The sequence below is a fragment of the Haloarcula hispanica ATCC 33960 genome (genome assembly GCF_000223905.1).
GTDB classification, from domain to species: Archaea; Halobacteriota; Halobacteria; order Halobacteriales; family Haloarculaceae; genus Haloarcula; species Haloarcula hispanica.
Genome location: NC_015948.1, coordinates 2,670,630 through 2,688,876, shown reverse-complemented (window position 1 = coordinate 2,688,876; position 18,247 = coordinate 2,670,630). Strand labels below are relative to the sequence as shown.

Here is an 18,247-nt window from a genome sequence, read left to right as displayed (position 1 = left end):
GATGGGATTTTTCATAGAAGTTCTAGCGTCGCCGCAGATGAACTGGGACCTCCGCGAGGCCAGTCGGCTTAGCTGTCGATCCCCGCTGGTACCACGACGATGTCTCCGACTTCGACCGTCCCGGCGCTTCCGACCTGATCGCCACTGAGAAGGTCGGTGCCCCCAATCGGGGTTTCGGGCGAGACTGTCGCGGTCCCCTCGCCGAAGTGCAGAACGACCACGAGCGTTTCATCGCCGTCGGTGCGCTCGTACGCGACGACGCTGTTCGCATCGCCCGATTCGACGGTGTGAGGAACCGGACGTACCCCGGACGCGCGCAGTGCCCCGTGGTCCGCTCGCAGCGCCACCAGTCGCCGGTGGAAGTCGGTCAGTGCGTTGTCGCCGTCGTGCCAGCGCATCGTCCCGCGCTGTTGTTCGACGCCCCGTTCCTGGCCGGCGTAAACCATCGGCGTTCCGGGGAGCGTGAACGTGGCCCCGACGGCCGCCCGCAGTGACGCGGCTCCGCACTCGTCGAGATAGCGGTCCTCGTCGTGGTTGTCGACGTACCGCATGTGGGCGGTACGGTCGGGGTAGCCGTGCTCGGCCGTCGCGTCGAGCGCCTCGAACAGCGCCGACGCTGGTTCCTCGCCGGTCCCGATGTCGCGGAGCGTGTCGAACAGGTCCGTGTCGTAGTGAACGTCGAACTCGTTTTCGGCGAAGGCGGCGTCGCGTGGGACCGTCTCGTCGAGCAGCAGGAACTCGGGGTCGTCGGCTTTCACCCGCTCCCGGACTTCCTTCCAGAACCCGTGTGGCACGCCCCAGGCAACGTCACAGCGGAACCCGTCGACCACGTCGCGCCACTCGTCTACCACGTCGAGCATCCAGCGCCGCACCGCGAGCGAGTCGTAGTTGAGGTTCGGGATTCGCGTCCAGTTGAAGTAGTAGCCCGGCGCGTCCTCGCCCGCCCAGTCGATATCGGAGACGTCCTGTGACGCCGGGATTCGCTCGTAGTAGTCGGCGTACTCGGGGACACCGGCCCGGTGGAGCTGGAAGGCCGGATGGTCCCGCGAGCTGTGGTTTATTACCAGGTCGAAGACGACCCGAATCCCGGCGTCGTGGAGCCGGTCGACCAGCGATTCGAATTCGTCGCGCGTTCCCAGGTCTGTGGCGGTGTCGAAGAAGTCCGTGATATGGTAACCGTGCCGGGTCGGACTCGCCTGAATAGGGGTGAGCCACACCACATCGACGCCCAGCGACTCGATGTAGGGGACCCGCCGCTCGATGGCTTCGAAGGTCGTGTCGACGGTCTCGCCGGCAAACGACCGGACGAATATCTCGTAGATGGTGGCGTCGCCGGCCCAGGCCGGCGGGTCGGCCGGCCGTGTGACGGGCACTGTGCCGCCTGCGGTCGCGTTTCCGGTTCCACTGTCGCGTTCCACGACTAGCGTGTCCGCGACGCTGTGGCGCTCGGCGACGGCAACCGCGTGAACGCGGGCCATCTCCGGCAGGGCTTCGTGTGGCACCCGGAGTTCGTCGCCGTCGATGGTCACGGCCGACTCTTCCAGCGCGTCGCGGCCGTCGAGATAGAACTCGACTTCCGGTTCGCTCCCCGACGGGGCCGCGCGGGCGTCCGCCGAGACGACGAAGTCTCCGTTCACCGTCTCACCGGTGAGTTCGACCCGGGGGCGACCCGGTCCCTCGACGGTGACCTCGTCTGTCGCGGTCGACTCGAAGGAGCCATCGAAACTGAAGATCGCGTGGTGGGTCCCCGGTGGGAGGTCGGTTTCGATGACCCATTCGTCGCCGTCGCGCTCGGCCCAGTGTGTCCCCATCGTGAAATCGTTGAACGTCCCGATGACGATGGCGCGGTCGGCGACGGTGAGGTCGTCGGTACCGCCGTCGCAGTCGAAGTCCTCCGCCGTGACGCTGAACCGGGCCGTCTCGGTGATGCTCGGGAACGCCCGGACGACTTGCTCGTGTGTGCCGTCCGGTGCGGTTACCGCCGCTCGGTAGACGCCCGGCACGTCGGGTTCGAGGTGACAGACCGGGCCGTCGCCGAGCGCTGCCGTACTCGCCGCTGGCCGCTCGACTAACCGCCACTCGGCAGCCATGCCGGGGTCGGGCTGACGCGGGGCCAGTTCGACCGATTCGCCGACGGTGGCGAACCGTGGCGGGCCTGGATGGTGCATACGCCTACGGTACAGGGTCGGTACTGTGAGTGTTACGCTTCTGGTTGAAATTTAGAAAAGATATTACTTCGTTTATTCTCCTCCATCCGATCTGTTGAAACCGACACACGGCGAGGCGAATTCGCGCCGTTTCTCGAAATCTATCATCATTGTCTCCTTCTATTTCCGAATGATTTAAGTTATGAAGGACTATTTCATCCCATATCTATCCATGACAATGGAACGACGGACGGTGCTCAAACGGATCGGCGGTGTCGGGGCGGCTACGGCCTTGGCTGGCTGTAGTGTGCAAGAGCAGGGCAGTGGCGGCTCAGAGGGGGAAACGGCTTCCGGCGACGGATCGGGCGATGGGGCAAGCGGCGGGAGTCAACAGTCCGGCGGGACCGCGACGGCGTGGTACCAGCTTCAGGACTCGGAGATACCCGCACGCGAGGACGCGATGGAGACGTTCGCGAGCGAGACGGAGTTCGGCGTCGACGGGTCGGACATCTCCAATATGGAAAAGAAGACCACGAGCGCGATTCCGGCCGGGCAGGGGCCGGAAATCTTCGAGTGGGCACACGACTGGGTGGGCGACTACTACCAGCGGGAGTTCGTCGTCGACCAGTCCGAGGAACTCTCCGTGAGCCTCGACCAGTTCACGGACGCCGCCGCCTCGGCCGTCCAGTTCGACGACGCCGTCGTCGGCCTCCCGCACTCGGCGGAGACGGTGACGCTCATCTACAACGCGGACATCGTCGACGAAGCGCCCGAGACCATCGACGACATGGTGTCGGCGATGGAGGAGTACTACGACCCGAGCAGCAGCCAGTACGGCCTCGCCGCGCCGTTTGACCCGTACTTCACGAGCGGGTGGATACAGGCCTTCGGTGGCTACTACTTCGACCCGGAGCAGGACCCGGCGCTCGGGCTGGATGCCGACGAAGCTATCGAGGGGCTCCAGTTCGCCCTCGACACCCTCCGTCCGTACATGCCCGACGACCCGAACTACGAACCGCAGGCCGCGACGTTCTCGGAGGGGAACGCCGCATTCGCCGTCAACGGGCCATGGTATCTGGCGACGCTGAACCAGAGCGACGTGAACTATGAGGTGGCGACGTTCCCTGCCATCGACGGCGGCGAGGTGACGCCGTACACCGGCATCTCGATGTGGTACTTCGCGGACGCGATGAGCGAGGGCGGAGCCGACGCCACGGCCGCCCGGAACTTCGTCGAGTGGTTCGCCACCAACGAAGACCACGCCACGCGACTCGCTAAGGAGCAGGGCGCGATTCCGGTGCTCGACAGCCTCGTCGGCAGCGACGAACTCCCCGACCACGTCCAGACGTACTCCCAGACCGTCAGCCAGGGGGTCCCGATGCCGACCGACCCGCGCATGAACAAGGTGTGGTCGCCACTGGAGAACGCGCTCATCGAGGCGTTCAACGGCGACGCGAGCGCCGAAGACGCACTGACGACCGCCGCCGAAGAAATCCGAAGCAACTGGGAGTGAGAAACGCCCATGAGTACGGTTTCACGGGCGGCGGACCGCATCGAGTCGGTCCCGTTTCTGACGCGGGACGACGCGTCGTTACTGCTAGTGCTCCCGGGGCTGTTCGTCTTCTCGGCGTTCATGCTGTTCCCGGTCCTCTACCTGCTGGGAATCTCCTTTACGAACGCAGAGCCGGCCAACCTGTTCGCCGGCGAGGGCGTCGTCGCCGTGCTCACGTTCGGCGACGCGCTGTTCGTCGGCCTGGAGAACTACGCCGACGTGCTGACCGACGGCCAGTTCTGGAACTCCTTCGGCGTCACCTGGCTGTTCGTCGCTACGAGCGTCACGCTCAAAATCGGGGCGAGCCTGGCCATCGCGCTTATCGTGACCAGTGAACTCGTCCGCGGCAAGCGCGTCCTGCGCTCGCTCATCATCTTCCCGATGGGCCTGCCGCCGATTTTCACCATCACGGTGTGGCGCGGCATCTTCAGCTCCGCCGAGTTCGGGCTGATGAACCAGCTACTGACCGCGTTCGGCGCGAGTTCGGTCGCGTGGCTGTCGGGCCGCTGGACCGCCTTCGTCGCGTACAACGTCACGGAGGCGTGGCTGGCGTACCCGTTCATGGTCATCATCACCGTCAGCGCGCTACAGGACGTACCCGAAGAACTCCACGAGGCGGCCGTCGTCGACGGCGCGGGGTTCCTCGCACGCTTCGCTCATATCACGCTGCCGTCGATCAAACGGCCCGTGCTGTTCGCGTCTATTCTGACCTCCGCGGCCTCGTTCCAGCAGTTCCTCATCCCGTTCGTGTTCAACCAGGGCGGCCCGGCACGGGCGAACGAACTCATCGTCGTCTACGGCTATCGTGAGGCGCTGTCGTTCCAGCAGTACGGTCGCGGTGCGGCCATCAGCATCATCGCGCTCGCCTTCATCGGCGCGTTCATGTGGCTCAACGTCAAGAAAGGCAAACTCGCCGACGGGGTGAACGACTAATGCTCCTCGGTGCAATCGCCAGAAAGCTCGGCAACGACATCAAGACGTTCGCGACGATGCCCGCACGGACGGTCCGCAAGTGGTCCTACACTGTGCAGGCCGTCCGTCGGGGCGAACTGCCCGCGTCCGAAGTCCTGAAGGTCATTCTCTCGACCATCGGCGCGACGCTGGTCGTGCTGGCACTGCTCTTCCCGATCTACTGGATTCTGATGGCGGCCCTCTCCGGCTCCGGAAGCTCGCTGTACACGTCCGAGAGCTTCTCGCTGTTTCCCACTAATCCGACGGTCAAACCGTTCATCTGGGTCATCGGTGACCTCATCGTGCCGTCGTACTCGATATCCACCGCCATTCCGTTCACCGACCTCGCTTTCGTGTTCCAGACGCCGGGGATCGAGATTCTCGACGCCTCCGACTACGGCGTCGACCGCCCCTCGGAGTTCAAGCACTTCCTCTGGAACAGCCTCATGGTGGCGATTCCCACCGTGCTGATCGCGATGTCGCTCATCATTCCGGCGGCCTATGCCCTCTCGCGGCGGGAGTTCCTCTTCCGCCGGAAGATCCTGTTCCTCTACGTCCTGATGACACAGGTCGGGGGCGGTCTCGGCGTTGCCCTGCTCATCGGGATGTACGCACTGTACGTCCAGTTCGGCATCAACGACAGCAAACTGGCGCTTGCGGTGTACTACGCGGCGACCGCCGTGCCGTTCAACACCTGGCTGCTGAAGACCTACATGGACGGCATCCCGGTCTCCTACGAGGAGGCCGCCGTCGTCGACGGCGCGCCGCCGTGGCGGGTCGTCACCGAGGTCATCATCCCGATGTCGACCGCCGGGCTGGCAACGGTGTTCATCTTCGTCTTCCTCACCGGGTGGACAGAGTTCGTCGTCGCCCAGACGCTGCTGGGGACGGAGAACTACACGCTGCCGGTCGGCCTGTACGCGATGGTCGACGAGTACTCCATCCCGTGGGCGCGCTTCTCCGCGTTCGCGCTCACCTTCGCCTCGCCGATTATGCTGGCCTATCTGTTCGCGCAGCGCTACATCGAGGGCGGCCTCTCCTTCAGCGGGATGGAAGGCTAAGCTGGCGCGACGCCCGCCGTCATCCAGCACCCCTCATACGGCGCGTCACTCTGCTTTTCGACCGTCCACTGGTAGCTCGTCGTCGTTCCGTTCCCATCGACGACCGTCACCGGCTGTGACGCGGTGTCGCCGTCGCGGTCGAGCGGCCCGTACCGCACGCCGGTCGCGTTCAACAGCGGTTCGAACCCACTTCGAATGGTTCGGACAAAGTTCGAGTACGGCCCCGTCAGGCCCCGGTTCGACGGCGACGCGAACTGCCAGGTCGTGTTGATGCCCTCGTTCGTCGCCGGGTCGTTGTTCTGCAGTGCGAGCACCTGGATGTGGACGACGAGCCCCGGCGGGCGCTCGCAGTTCGGTCGCAGTTCGAGGACCCGCGGCTGTGTCACCGCCGATCTGTTGGTGTCGACGGAGACGTTGCCCCAGTACTCCCGCCCGCCCGCTGCCGGTTCTACCGCTTTCGCGTCCTCTGTCGGCACGTCAGCGGGCGTTATCGTCGCTTTCGACTCCGTCGAGTCGCCGCCGCCGAAAAACGCACCGCAGCCCGCCAGTGCTACGACCGCGGCAAGTGCGACGAGCGCCAGCGACCGAACGGCTGTCATACCCCTGTATTGGGGTGACGCTCCTTCGATGTTCCGTCGCCGTGTACAGTGCCCATATCGCCTGTCAGCGGTCGATGCCGTCAGCCGAGCCGTTCCTCGACCGCGTCGACGTCGCTCGGTTCGTTGACGTTGTGACACCAGCCCTCCAGTTCGACCGCCTCGACGCGGTGGCCGGCGCTCAGTAACAGGTCGATTGCGTCGGGGAGTTCGTACTCGCCCCGCTCGGAAGGTCGCGTCAGCGCGCAGGCGTGGCCGATGGCCGGCTCGAACACGAAAAAGCCCCGCGTGACCAGCGTCGACGCCGGGTCCGACGGCTTCTCGACGAGGCCGGTCACCTGTCCCCCGTTGTCCGTCGTGACGACACCGGTCGTCTTGGCTTCGGCCCGCGACACGTCCTCGACGAGCAGCGTCGCGCTGGCGTCGGTCTCGCGGTGGCGCTCGATGGCCCCGTCGAGATTTGCCCGGCAAACGTTGTCGCCGTTCAGCACGACGAAGGTCCCGTCGACGGCTGTGCGGGCCTGTTCGAGCGCGTGCGCCAGTCCTAACTGTTCGTCCTGCCGGACGTACGCTATCGGCGTGTCCCGATACTGCTCTCCGTAGTGTGCCACGATGTCGTCACCGCGGTAGCCGATGACGACGACCAGGCGGTCGACGCCGACTGACAGCAGCGTGTCGAAACAGTGTGTCAGCAGCGGCTTTCCGGCCACCTCGACCAGTCCCTTCGGCTTGTCCGCAGTGAGCGGTCGCATCCGCGTCCCTTCGCCGGCAGCGAGTACGACGCCGTCCATATCCGCCCCCACGCTTGCGCCGGCTAAATGCCTGTGGGCGAGCGGGTTCTGTCCGTGGCCGCCAACCTTGACGCATGGCTGAGGAGTGTGACACCTGCGGCCGGTCGGTCACCGTCGACGAGGCGGTCCGCCGGGCGACCTTCGGTGACCTCGACAACGACCGCTGGCAGACGCTGTGCTGTCCGGACTGCGGTGCGCGGCTCCGGACAATATTCGTCGGGCCGGACTCCTGACGGGGAAAGAGACAGGTAGCAGCAGTGTGTGACTCTGACGCATGGAAGACGAAGCGTGGCGCTCGGTCGACATCATCCGGGACAACGACGGCGTACCGCACGTCCTCCAACAGAAGATGCTGGTGTTCACAAGCGGTGTCTCCGAGGAGTCGGCCGGCTACACGAAGCCAGCGATGGAACACCGGCTAGTACCGCTCAAGGAACTCACGAAGTTCGGGCAGTCGTAACGAACAGCCGCCGGAACAGTCTGCGCCGCGGCCGATAGCTCGGACGCTGGACCGGTTGGACAACGAACACCTCGGGATACACTTTTGCGCCTATCCGAACGAGTATCGATAATGGCTGAACCGCTGTACGTCGGTGTCGACCGGAGCGACGAGTCCTGGGTCGCTGTGGCGCTCACCGGCGACGGGTTCGACCACGCGTCGGTGTTCGACAGTATCGGCGAATGCTGGTCAGCGTACGAGGAGCGCGCTCGGCTGATTCTGGTCGGAGTGCCGATTGGGCTCGTGGAATCCGGTGATCCGGACCGCCGGTGTGACGAACTCGCCCGGTCGGTGCTCGGCGAGCGGAGCGCGGCAGTTCGCACGCCGCCGGTACGAGAAGCGACCCGGAAACAGCGCTACTCGACGGCCAACCGCGTCCACAGGCGCAAGACCGGACAGGAACTCTCTGAGCAGGCGTTCGCACGTAGCGACAGCCTCGCCCGGATCGATGAACTCTTGCAGGAACTGCCCGAGGCTGCCGCAGCCATTCGGGAATCCCACCCAGAGGTCTGTTTTCGGGCCTTCGGCGGCGAGCCGCTTAGCTACTCGAAGCGCACCGCCGGGGGATATGCCGAGCGGATGCGGATTCTCGCACATTACGACCGCGACGCCGCCCCGACGGTCCAGAAAGCCGCCGAAGCGACCGGTGGCACGGCAGTGGCCGTCGACGATGTACTGGATGCCGTCGCCCTCGCGTACACAGCACAGCCGGGCGACAGGGAGTTGTACACGCTGCCGCCCGAGCCGCCGCGAGATGCGGCGGGGCTGCCGATGGAGATCGTCTATCGGGCGGCGTCGCCACTGATCACGTCGTGACGTGTTCCGGCGAGCGCCGTCGCTCGTCGTGGGTTATGTGCATGCCAGCGACACTGCCGTGTACGCTACACCGCGACCGCTGACAAGTGATTATAGTGCTAGACTGTAGACAGAAGCCGTCTTACAGTCGCGTGAGGTTGGTCGCACGCGGACCCTTGTCCGCCTGCTCGATGTCGAACTCGACTTCCTGCCCCTCTTCGAGGTCAGGGCCGCCGACGTCTTCCATGTGGAAGAAGACGTCTTCGTCCGCATCGTCGGTTTCGATGAAGCCGTAACCACCAGTGTCGTTGAAGAAGTCGACAGTGCCTTCCGCCATTGTTAGAGCCTCGTGACGTTGTTGGCGCGCGGACCCTTGTCCGCCTGCTCGATGTCAAATTCGAGCTCCTGTCCTTCCTCGAGGTCCGGGCCGCCGATGTCTTCCATGTGGAAGAAGACGTCCTCGTCCGCGTCCTCAGTGTCGATGAAACCGTAACCGCCAGTGTCGTTGAAGAAATCAACCGTTCCTTTCGCCATTGCAACCAAAGAGATGCCAGCACCACGGATAACAGTGTCGGTACGATGTTCTGGTGGGAAACAGAAAGATCCGACCGCTGTCTGGCGATTAGGGGGTGTGTAATACTGTCATGGCACATGCGCCGCCGGCTCTCCCGGCTGGCTATAGACGCCACGGCGTCGCGTTCGGTCTTACCGGATCACTAACCAAATGGAATTAGCCGTTCGAGCACAAGTCATAATTATGTACCGTGGTGCCCGGGCCCGCCTTGCGCCGTGGCTGCTTGCTGGCTTCGGACTCGCGTTCACAGGTGCGGCCATCGTCTGGCACCTCGGTATCGAGACACAGCGTATCGGACAGGTCGGCGGCCCTGCGCTCGCGTTGGCCCTCGACGGGCTACTGCCGCTGGTGCTAGTGTATGGCAGCTATCGCCTCGTCTCGTCGTCGACACCGGGGGAGCAGATATGGACAGTTTTCGTCTGGAGCGTTGTCGGCAGCGCTGCGGTCGGGGCTATCATCGGTTTGAGCGTCTTTATCCGCATGATGGAGGGTCGAACAATCGCCGAACCGGTGTTCGTCACCCTGTTGGCGATGGAGACGGGCGCTGTCACGGGACTCATCGCGGGCACGCTTGCGGTTCGGGCCCGTCAGGATGCCAGTCGGGCGACCCGAACCGCGAACACGCTGTCGTTCGTCAACGACCTGTTTCGACACGATATCGCGAACGGACTCGTCGTTATTGATGGCCGCGCGACGATCATTCGACGGAACGCCGACTCGGACACGGTTCAAACGGCAGCGGACGCGATCCACGAGCAGGTAACCGAACTCGATAGCTTGGTCGACAACGCCGGGGCGGTCGTTGAGACCCTCAGTTCCGACCCGGCATTCGAACCGACCGACATCGTCGGGATTGCCGAGGCGGTGATACAGCGAATCGAGCAAACACATCCCATCACCATCGAAGTTCAAGCCCCGGACAGCGCAATGGCATACACCAACGAGGCCGCTCGCCCGGTTCTCCGGAACCTCATCGAGAACGCTATCGAACACGGGACGCCGGCAGCAGAACTCTCCGCCGAGGGGACCGCGACGGACGGAGCAGCGCTGCCGAGCGAGGCACAGCGGGCGGAGACGACAGAGTTGACGGGAGACAGATATCATCAGCCATCGGTGTTTGTCGCGATCCGGGAGACCGACGACGATGTCGAGACCCACGTCGTCGACGACGGACCGGGGATTCCCGACGACCGGCGTGACAGCGTTTTCGACCCGCGGGCGGGCGACACGCACGGCGGTGGGCTCCATCTCGTCGAGACACTCGTTACGAGCTTCGGCGGCGATATCTCCCTCGCCGACACCGCCAGCAAAACCGACGCGCCCTTCCCCGACACCGCCCTAGACGGCGCGCACTTCGTCGTCGAACTCCCGCGGGCATGACACCAGTCCGCACGACCGACGTTTCTTGATTGTGGGAGGCACAGTGAGGCGTATGTTCCCTCGCTTGCGCGCACAGGGCCCGACCGTACTCATCCCGCTCGCGTGGCTGCTCGTGGGGCTGGCTCATCTCGATGTGGTCACTGACCGGACGGTGCTGGTGTTTCACGTCGTCGCTGCCGTCCTCATCGCTGCGTTCGCCGTCCTTTCGTGGGACGAGATGGAGACGGGCGTCCTCCGGGTCTGGCGCGACATTCTCCTCGTCGGCCTCCTCCTGACCGTCGGCGGCATCGTCGGCTTGCTCTACGCTCCGCTTCGGATCCCGTTCCTGACGACGACGATACTGGGATGGATGGTCGTTCCGGGCGTGGGTCTCTACCACACTGGCAAGCGCGTTCCAGCAGGCCAGCGGGCGTACATGGCCGGAGCAGTATTGAGCGTTCTCGGTGGGGCGGTCTACGCCAGTGCGCTGTTCCCGCCGGCGGAAACCGCGTTGCTTGCCGGCATCGGGCTTGCGCTGGTCGGCCAGACAGTCGGTATCGCACAGGCGGTTCGCCAGCCAGACGAGATTGACTCAGGCTAAGGCAGCGTCGAGCTTCTCCACCGGATGCGGCGGTTCGCCGTCGCTTTCGTCCCAGTCGTCCAGTTGCGTGCGACAGGACGCGCCGGGCGCGACCACGGTGTTGCCGCGACTCTCTCCAATCTGGTCGAACAGGATCGAGCCGATGGCCTTGCTCATCGAGAAGTGCTCGGCCTCGTAGCCGAAGGAGCCGGCCATGCCACAGCAGCCCGAGTCCAGCGGGTCGACGTCATAGCCGGCCCGCCGGAGGACGCCGACGGCGTGGTGGTCCTTCTTCGTCGCCTTCTGGTGGCAGTGGCCGTGGTAGGTCAGCGTCTCACCAGGGGCGTCCCAGTCGGCCCCCTGGTCCAGCCGGAAGGTGTCGAGATACTCACAGACGCCGTAGGCGTTCGCCGCGAGCGTCTCCGCGTCCTCGCCAGAGAGCAAGTCCAGATAGTCCGACTGGAACATCACGGCATCAGAGGGTTCGACCAGCACCACGTCCCAGCCCTCCTCGATGGCGGGCACGAGCGCGTCGACGTTGTCCCGCGCAGTCGCCCGAGACTGGTCCAGAAAGCCCTTCGAGTGGGCCGGTCGCCCGCTGTCGGTCCGGTTGGCTAGCTGGACGTGGACGCCCGCGGCTTCGAGCACGCGAACGGCGGCCTTCCCGACTTCGGGGTGGCTGTAGTTCGTGTACGTGTCGGGGAACAGCAGGGCTTGCCGCTCGGCTTCATCCGCCGGGACTTGCGGACCGCGGTCGTCGAACCAGTCCTGTAGCGTCGTGCGCCGGAAGGTCGGCAGCGTGCGGTCCGTGGCGATACCGACCGTTTTCTCCAGCACGGTTCGAGCACCCGGAACTTTCGTCGCGAGGTTTGACAGCGGCGCAAAGGCGCTGCCCAGACCTGCCAGTGCGTCAACGTTGGCGAAGATTCTGTCCCGGAAGCTGGAGCCGTGTTCCTGGTGGTAGGCGTGGGTCACCTCGGCTTTGAGCTTCGCCATGTCGACCTCGCTCGGGCAGTCCTTCGCACACCCCTTGCAGCCGATACAGAGGTCCAGAACCTCGTGCATGAACTCCTCGTCGGTGGGATCGTCCGGCAGATCGCCGCTCATGGCCTGCCGGAGCATGTTCGCGCGGCCCCGGGTCGTCGTCATCTCCTCCTCGGATGCGCGATAGGTCGGGCACATCACGCCGCCGGTGGTCTCCTGTGGGCCGCGACAGCCGCCACAGCCGTGACAGAGTTCGACCATCCCCTGCATCCCGTTGTCGTTGTCCCACTCCAGCGCGGGGTCAAAGCCGGCGTCGAACTCGTAGGCCGGGTCGAATCGGAGGTTCTCGGTCATGTCGACCGTGCGTGCCCGCTCGGGCATCGCGCCGGACTCGACTTCGCCCGCGTCGACGCCGACGACCTGGCCGGGGTTGAGCAGCCAGTCGGGATCGAACGCGGATTTGAGTTCCTGGAACGTCTCCCAGAGGTCCGCGCCGTAGAGCTTCTCGTTCCACTGCGTGCGGGCGCGGCCGTCGCCGTGTTCGCCCGAGACGCTCCCGCCGTACTTCACCACGAGGTCGGTCACTGCGTCGGCGATGGACTCCATGGTCTCGACGCCCTCGACTGTCTTGGTGTTGATGAGCGGGCGGATGTGGAGCACGCCGGGGCCGGCGTGGGCGTAGAAGGAGGCGAAGGTGTCGTGTTCTTCGAGAATCTCCTGGAAGTCGGCGACGTACTCCGGGAGATTCGCCGGCGGGATGGCGGTGTCCTCGATGAACGAGCCGTGTTTCTCGTCGGTCGTCCGCGAGAGCAGGATGGGGAGGCCGGACTTGCGCATCTTCCAGAACTTCTCGCGTTTTGCCTCGTCGTGGGCCTCCATGGCGTCGAACGCCCGCACCGGCGCGTCGACGACGGTCCGGCCATCTGTTGGGGCAGCGATCGAATCGACGCCGTTCGTTCGGTCTGCCAGGAGGTCGGCGACCTTCCGCCGGCCGCTCTCCGCGTCGTCGGCGTAGAACTCCACGATGAGCACCGTGCGGGTCCCCTCGGGCAACATGCCGACCACATCCTCGAACTCGGCGGTGTCTCGGGCCAGGTCGATGAGCACGTCGTCCAGCACCTCGACGGCCGCCGGGTCGTGTTCGAGGATGTCCGCGACGTCCTCCATCGCCTCGATGAGCCCATCGTAGGTGAGCAGGGCCATCGACTTGGTCTCGGGAATCGGCTCCAGAGACACCTCGGCCTCCGTGACGATGGCGAGGGTCCCCTCGCTGCCGGCCAGCAGCGAGGCGACGTTGACGGTCCCGTCCTGCGCGTCTTCCAGAACCCAGTCGAGGTTGTACCCCGAGACGTTGCGCTTCAGGTCCGGGTAGTGGCTCGTGATTTCCTCGTCTTCCTCGGCGAGTATCCGCTCGATTTCGGCGTAAATCTGCCCTTCGAGGTCACCGTCGGGGGCCGCTCGGTCGCGGAGTTCCTCACGGGTAAGTTCGCCGAAGGTCGTGACGGTGCCGTCCGCGAGGACGACCTCGCACTCCTCGATGTAGGCGTCGGTCTTGCCGTACTGCAGGGAGTGTGCGCCGGTGGAGTTGTTACCGATAGCGCCGCCGAGCACGCTCTTGTCGCCCCACGCGGGGTCCGGCGCGAACTTCAGCCCGTGGTCGGCCAGTTCCCCGTTCAGGTCGCCGAGCTTGATGCCCGGCTGCGCTCGCGCCCGCCGGTCGTCCGGCCGAGTCTCGACGAGTTCGTTCATGTACCGCGAGAAATCCAGTACGACGGCCTCGTTGACCGTCTGGCCGGCGAGGCTCGTCCCGCCGCCGCGGGGCAGGACCGGAATCTCTCGCTGGGCACAGTAGGACATGACCGCGGCTACGTCATCGGTCGACCGCGGATAGACGACGCCGATAGGCAGCACCTCGTAGAGGCTGGCGTCGGTCGCGTACAACTGTCGCGAGTACTCGTCGAACCGCACCTCGCCGTCAATGCGCGCTCGCAGGTCGTCGACGAGGCCCGACCGGGCGACGGTGTCGTTCTGGTAGTCGTAGTTCGATACCTCGTCAGCCGAAGGATCTATCCGGGTGCCGGAATCGGTTGCCATGGTGTGTCTCGTTTCCAGTCGCCCGGCCACCGACGGACCGGGTACTCGGCGGTTTGCTCTGGCTGTTCTAGCTGTACGCCTGCCAAAACAGTTCCGCTACGGTAGCCCATGAGGCACTTTTGACCCGGTCGAGCGTCTGCCCGGGGCACGCGCTTCTGTCTCCCTGTGATAGCACATGTTACGCAACTGTTAATATCAGTACTAGCCTATATAAGGTGATTATGACACACAGCAACGATCCGTTCGAGACGATGCTCCGACTCTTCGCACAGACGCGACGGTCGATGATGGACGACAGCCAGAGTCGCTGGACAGACGACAGTTTGGGCCGCCGGATGGGTGACGATTCGAGACACCGGATGGACGACAGTCCGGAACGCCGTACCGACCGACCGTCCACGGACGTACGCCGGAGCGGCCACCGCCGGCCCGGTATCGACACGAACCTCCACGTCGACGAGACCGACGACGGATACGCCGTGATGGTCGACCTCCCGGGCTTCGAGCGCGACGACCTCGTCGTCCGCTTCGAGGACGGCGTCCTCAGCATCCAGGGCGAGAGCACGGTCGCTGAAGAGACCAGCGACGGCGCTCGCCGCCACAGCCGACGGGTCGCCGAACGGGTCACTGTTCCCGAACCGGTCGTGGACGACGACATCACCGCCACCTACCACAACGGCGTTCTCGAAATAACGCTGCCGCGCGCGGACGACGCCGACGACTCGAACCGGATCGAAATCAAATAGACTCGCTTTTCGGCTGTTGTCTGCCGACGTTACACGACTGTCCCAGTGAGAACGCCCTTAACAACCTGCTATCCCGGTATTAGTCAGCTACTGCTGCTCTCTTATCGCCTCTATAGTTTCGTGCGACCGCCGGGGTCTCCGTGCTGTGAGGCCGTAATATGTCCGACGCGACCTGGGACGTTCAGGACGGCGCAATCGTCGAGCGGCCGCGGAACGTCCGGAAACACCCGCTGTTGCACCGAATCTACGAGCGACACGACGAGCTACTAGCCGAACAGCTCCCGCCCGGCCGGACGCTCGAACTCGCGTTCGGCCAGCATATGCATCCCCGCGCCGATGTCGGACTGGAAGGCTGGCCGTCGAACGTTGAAACCGTCCGCAAGCCAGCGCTAGCTGGTGACGCCCGAGCGCTCCCGTTCGCAGACGATTCCTTCGACGCTCTCATCGGCCGCCGGTTCCTCCACCACGTCCCGCCCGCGGACCGTCCGGAAATCATTCGCGAATCCGCCCGCGTCCTCCGCCCTGCGGGCCGTATCGCTCTGCTCGAAGGGACGCCGGGGCTGTACCGGCGACTCACCAAGGGTGTCGCGTTCCGGCTGGGGCTGCTGGAGGAAGACACCGACATCTACGGCCACCTCTCGGAGACCGCCGTCACCGACCTCGTATCCGAATCGTTCGAAGTCGCCGAGAAACGGACGCTCGGATCGCCGTTGATGCTCGCGAGCATCTCCGAGTCGGACGCGTCGGCGCGGCTGCTCAACCTCTACGAACGGACGCAGTTCGTCAAGTGGTGGACGCTCGTGGTGGGCGAGCGTCCCGAATCCGGAGCGTGACTACAGGTCGACAGTCACGCGCAGTTCGCTGTCAGTGATCGTTCCGATGGCGTCGGCGGCGACCTCGATATCGTCCTCGTCGGCGTCACCGAACCCGAGCCCCTGCACCCAGGCCTCGGTGAGGTCCGGATCCGGTTCGACGTACGCGACCTGTCCCTTCGGGTCGACCTCGGTCACGATGCCGATCTGCTCTCCCTGTGCGTCCATGAGGAACTTCCCCTCGTCTTCTGTCGATAGTACTGCCATTCTGTGTGACATTTCTGGCCAGGCTAAGTAATAAACGTCGGTTGCGCCACTCGGTCTACCTGCGTACCGACGCCCGCTGTCGGGCGGTTCCAAGCGCTAGTACCGCGAGAAGTTCTCGTCGGGGTAGACCCCCTCGTCGGTGATATCGACAACATCCAGCGTCGCCAGCCGACTGAGGCGGTCTGCCGCGTCACCCTCGTCGACGCCCAGTTCCACTGCCCGCGCCAGAACGCGGTCTCGGCTGGGTACAGACTCAATGAAGCCGTCGCTATCCGTCTCTGTTTCCTCTGCGATAATTGCCTTCAGGATGGCCCCATGTTCCCGCTTCGACGGCGTGGTGCTGTCGCCGGTCCAGTCCACGCTTAGCGTCCCGTCCTCGTTGACGTGGGAGACGACGAACCCGTCCGGCAGCGCTTCCGTCACCGCCGCCACCAGCGCCGCCCGGTCGAGTCGCGCCTCGAACCGGAACCGCTTACCGTCTTTGGACTGCTCGATATTCCCGACGTTCGCGCCCGCTTCTGCTATCGCCTCCGAAACCGCGTCGGCAAGCCGGTCCTGTACTGCCGCCGCGACGGCATCCCGCTCCGCACCGAGGGCCGCGAGTTCGTCTGTCAGGGTCGCATGGCGCTCCATCTGCTCGTGTGCTGGCTCCTCTGTCATACCCCTGCTATTCGTCGCCACAGAATTACCTGTTCCGGCGACCGTGTCTCCCGACCGGGGCGACGCGGTTTCGCCCGCGCCGTTCAACTGCTCGATCGTCATCGGGCGGTTCGGTGAACCACATACCAGATGAATCGAAGAGGAGTCGATTCCGCTGTTCGCAGGTAAATGCTGTCCCCCGCCTGATGGACTACGGCCAGAAATACTCGCTCCGCTGCGCCTTTCCGGCCTCGTTCAAATCCATTCGAGTCGCACTAACGGAATCTACTACGCTCGCTTCGCTCAGCGGGTAGGTTCAGAGAAATGCCGCCTCCCGGATTTGAACCGGGGACAGCTCGATCTTCAGTCGAGTGCTCTCCCAGTCTGAGCTAAGGCGGCGTGCACTCCAAGCGATGACGAGGGTAGAAAAAAGCATTTCGAAAGCGGGCGCAGGTTCTGTGGGGTCGGCCGGGCGGTTCGACCGCCGATTACGGGAGGAACAGGTCCGCGCTGTCGAACGTCTCGCCACAGTCGTCGCATTCGTATTCGGTGCCGTTAGTCGTCGAGACGTGCCCGCTGCAGGCCGGACACGTCGAGCCATCTATCATGCCACGCACTACCACCACTCCGGATATATGGATTACGGGCGACTATCAATCGAGATAGACGCTCTGGTACCTGGGTCATGATATCGTGCGCGACTGGCAGGAATCGAATCCACAGGGACCATCCGCTCCTCACGTCCGTTCGTCGCAGGATGGGTCCGGGCGTCCTCGTGAGCGAAGCGAACGAGGGCTCGGGAGAGCAGTGCTCTCCCGGCGGATTCGAACCACGGTCACTCCGCGCTGCTTCGTTCCCTGATTCGAACCGCCCGGCCGAATCACACATGCGGCGCTCGGAGGTGAGCGCCGCGAGAAGTTCAGTGGGTCCGGGCGGATTCGAACCGAAGCCAGACGTGCTCACTGCGTTGCGCGCGACTGGCAGGAATCGAATCCACAGGGACCATCCGCTCCTCACGTCCGTTCGTCGCAGGATGGGTCCGGGCGGATTCGAACCACCGGCCTCGGCCTTGTAAAGGCCACGTCATAACCAACTAGACCACGGACCCGTATCCCACCGTTTTCCATCGGCAGGAATAACGCTTTCTCTCTCGGTCGACAGTGGGCACCGACAGTATTACCCACGGCCTGCCCCTCACACGGGGTATGCAGCGCCCCGCTGTGATTGTTCTCGGACTCGTCGGCCTCCTCGTCGCGGCTGCCGTCGTTCTCCAGACTGGCCTCTGGATCGAGGTACTCGGGACCGGCGAGTACGAGGAGGGCACAGTGACGGTTCGGGAAGCCTCGGACGCGGTGACACCGACCGCGACACAGCCTTCGACGGATACTTCGATGCCGGAGACGACCATCGCGGCCCGTGAACAAGAGGCTGGGGAACCGCTGGGCACGGTCGAGGTTCGCATCGCACAGACGTTCGACCAGCGGTACGTCGGGTTGAGCAAGACCGAGTCGCTCGGCCCCGATGAGGGAATGCTGTTCGTCCACGACGAGGAAGGCCAGCACACCTACGTCATGCGGAACATGTCGTTCCCGATTGACATCATCTTCATCGACGCCAACGGCACCATCACTGCCATCCACCACGCGCCGCTCCCGCCGGAGGGGACCAGCGAGAGCGGCCTGACGGGCTACGAAGGGCGGGGTAAGTACGTCCTCGAAGTGAACCGCGGGTGGGCCAACCGAACCGGCGTCGAGGTCGGCGACCGGGTCGAACTGCCGCCCGAAGCCATGTAGCCCGACG

The 18,247-nt window shown here is 64.6% G+C and carries 19 protein-coding genes and 2 tRNA genes; 11 read left to right on the top strand and 10 right to left on the bottom strand.

Going from position 1 to position 18,247, the window contains the following annotated elements:
- Window positions 1-68 precede the first annotated feature (68 nt).
- Window positions 69-2,168, bottom strand: a complete 2,100-nt coding sequence (locus HAH_RS13585; RefSeq protein WP_014041436.1) for an alpha-amylase family glycosyl hydrolase — start codon at window positions 2,166-2,168, stop codon at window positions 69-71.
- Between the two features lie 211 nt (window positions 2,169-2,379).
- Between HAH_RS13585 and HAH_RS13580 the strand changes: the two genes are divergently transcribed.
- The 3 genes from HAH_RS13580 to HAH_RS13570 are packed head-to-tail and all read left to right on the top strand — an operon-like array spanning window position 2,380 to window position 5,711.
- Window positions 2,380-3,660, top strand: a complete 1,281-nt coding sequence (locus HAH_RS13580) for an extracellular solute-binding protein (RefSeq protein WP_174878661.1) — start codon at window positions 2,380-2,382, stop codon at window positions 3,658-3,660.
- Window positions 3,661-3,669: 9 nt separating this feature from the next.
- Window positions 3,670-4,632, top strand: a complete 963-nt coding sequence (locus HAH_RS13575; protein ID WP_014041434.1) for a carbohydrate ABC transporter permease — start codon at window positions 3,670-3,672, stop codon at window positions 4,630-4,632.
- Complete coding sequence (locus HAH_RS13570) at window positions 4,632-5,711, top strand: sugar ABC transporter permease (RefSeq protein ID WP_014041433.1); 1,080 nt, start codon at window positions 4,632-4,634, stop codon at window positions 5,709-5,711. Before HAH_RS13575 ends, HAH_RS13570 begins: the two co-directional genes overlap by 1 nt.
- On the opposite strand, the gene HAH_RS13565 is transcribed toward HAH_RS13570, so the two are convergent.
- Complete coding sequence (locus HAH_RS13565; RefSeq protein ID WP_014041432.1) at window positions 5,708-6,310, bottom strand: DUF4864 domain-containing protein; 603 nt, start codon at window positions 6,308-6,310, stop codon at window positions 5,708-5,710. The two genes, HAH_RS13570 and HAH_RS13565, sit on opposite strands and share 4 nt — an antisense overlap.
- Before the next feature lie 80 nt (window positions 6,311-6,390).
- A complete protein-coding gene (locus tag HAH_RS13560; RefSeq protein WP_014041431.1) occupies window positions 6,391-7,098 on the bottom strand; it encodes a nucleotidyltransferase family protein in 708 nt (235 codons plus the stop codon).
- 74 nt (window positions 7,099-7,172) lie between these two features.
- Between HAH_RS13560 and HAH_RS19995 the strand changes: the two genes are divergently transcribed.
- The 3 genes from HAH_RS19995 to HAH_RS13550 all read left to right on the top strand — a co-directional run bounded on the left by HAH_RS19995 (window position 7,173) and on the right by HAH_RS13550 (window position 8,413).
- A complete protein-coding gene (locus tag HAH_RS19995) occupies window positions 7,173-7,331 on the top strand; it encodes a hypothetical protein (RefSeq protein WP_014041430.1) in 159 nt (52 codons plus the stop codon).
- Between the two features lie 41 nt (window positions 7,332-7,372).
- Window positions 7,373-7,558 carry a hypothetical protein gene (locus tag HAH_RS13555; RefSeq protein WP_005537226.1) on the top strand — a complete coding sequence of 62 codons (186 nt, stop codon included), beginning with the start codon at window positions 7,373-7,375 and terminating at the stop codon, window positions 7,556-7,558.
- A 111-nt stretch (window positions 7,559-7,669) separates the two neighbouring features.
- On the top strand, window positions 7,670-8,413 hold the full coding sequence (locus HAH_RS13550; protein WP_014041429.1) for a DUF429 domain-containing protein: 744 nt from the start codon (window positions 7,670-7,672) through the stop codon (window positions 8,411-8,413).
- Window positions 8,414-8,534: 121 nt separating this feature from the next.
- Here the strand turns inward: HAH_RS13550 and HAH_RS13545 are convergent, their stop codons facing one another.
- Together HAH_RS13545 and HAH_RS13540 are read right to left on the bottom strand one after the other, a co-directional pair.
- Window positions 8,535-8,729 (bottom strand): cold-shock protein, encoded by a 195-nt coding sequence (locus tag HAH_RS13545; RefSeq protein WP_004515391.1) that lies wholly within the window; start codon window positions 8,727-8,729, stop codon window positions 8,535-8,537.
- A gap of 2 nt (window positions 8,730-8,731) precedes the next feature.
- Window positions 8,732-8,926: a cold-shock protein gene (locus HAH_RS13540; protein ID WP_004515390.1), complete on the bottom strand. Its 195-nt coding sequence runs from the start codon at window positions 8,924-8,926 to the stop codon at window positions 8,732-8,734.
- A gap of 223 nt (window positions 8,927-9,149) precedes the next feature.
- Between HAH_RS13540 and HAH_RS13535 the strand changes: the two genes are divergently transcribed.
- Window positions 9,150-10,346, top strand: a complete 1,197-nt coding sequence (locus tag HAH_RS13535) for an ATP-binding protein (RefSeq protein ID WP_225306786.1) — start codon at window positions 9,150-9,152, stop codon at window positions 10,344-10,346.
- Window positions 10,347-10,398: 52 nt separating this feature from the next.
- Window positions 10,399-10,926, top strand: a complete 528-nt coding sequence (locus tag HAH_RS13530; RefSeq protein ID WP_014041427.1) for a hypothetical protein — start codon at window positions 10,399-10,401, stop codon at window positions 10,924-10,926.
- Here HAH_RS13530 and HAH_RS13525 read toward each other — a convergent pair.
- A complete protein-coding gene (locus HAH_RS13525) occupies window positions 10,918-13,983 on the bottom strand; it encodes an FAD-binding and (Fe-S)-binding domain-containing protein (protein ID WP_014041426.1) in 3,066 nt (1,021 codons plus the stop codon). The genes HAH_RS13530 and HAH_RS13525 overlap by 9 nt on opposite strands.
- A gap of 221 nt (window positions 13,984-14,204) precedes the next feature.
- Here HAH_RS13525 and HAH_RS13520 point away from each other — a divergent pair, with 221 nt between their 5' ends.
- Window positions 14,205-14,729 (top strand): Hsp20/alpha crystallin family protein, encoded by a 525-nt coding sequence (locus HAH_RS13520; protein ID WP_014041425.1) that lies wholly within the window; start codon window positions 14,205-14,207, stop codon window positions 14,727-14,729.
- Between the two features lie 158 nt (window positions 14,730-14,887).
- Entirely contained in the window at window positions 14,888-15,562 is a 675-nt protein-coding gene (locus tag HAH_RS13515) for a class I SAM-dependent methyltransferase (protein WP_014041424.1), read from the top strand.
- Here the strand turns inward: HAH_RS13515 and HAH_RS13510 are convergent, their stop codons facing one another.
- The 4 genes from HAH_RS13510 to HAH_RS13495 all read right to left on the bottom strand — a co-directional run bounded on the left by HAH_RS13510 (window position 15,563) and on the right by HAH_RS13495 (window position 17,555).
- Window positions 15,563-15,808 carry a hypothetical protein gene (locus HAH_RS13510; RefSeq protein ID WP_014041423.1) on the bottom strand — a complete coding sequence of 82 codons (246 nt, stop codon included), beginning with the start codon at window positions 15,806-15,808 and terminating at the stop codon, window positions 15,563-15,565.
- A gap of 96 nt (window positions 15,809-15,904) precedes the next feature.
- Window positions 15,905-16,468, bottom strand: a complete 564-nt coding sequence (locus HAH_RS13505; RefSeq protein WP_044952299.1) for a hypothetical protein — start codon at window positions 16,466-16,468, stop codon at window positions 15,905-15,907.
- Between the two features lie 304 nt (window positions 16,469-16,772).
- Window positions 16,773-16,846, bottom strand: a tRNA-Phe gene (locus HAH_RS13500).
- A gap of 635 nt (window positions 16,847-17,481) precedes the next feature.
- A tRNA-Val gene (locus HAH_RS13495) sits at window positions 17,482-17,555 on the bottom strand.
- A 97-nt stretch (window positions 17,556-17,652) separates the two neighbouring features.
- Here HAH_RS13495 and HAH_RS13490 point away from each other — a divergent pair.
- Window positions 17,653-18,240: a DUF192 domain-containing protein gene (locus tag HAH_RS13490; protein WP_014041420.1), complete on the top strand. Its 588-nt coding sequence runs from the start codon at window positions 17,653-17,655 to the stop codon at window positions 18,238-18,240.
- Window positions 18,241-18,247: the final 7 nt, after the last annotated feature.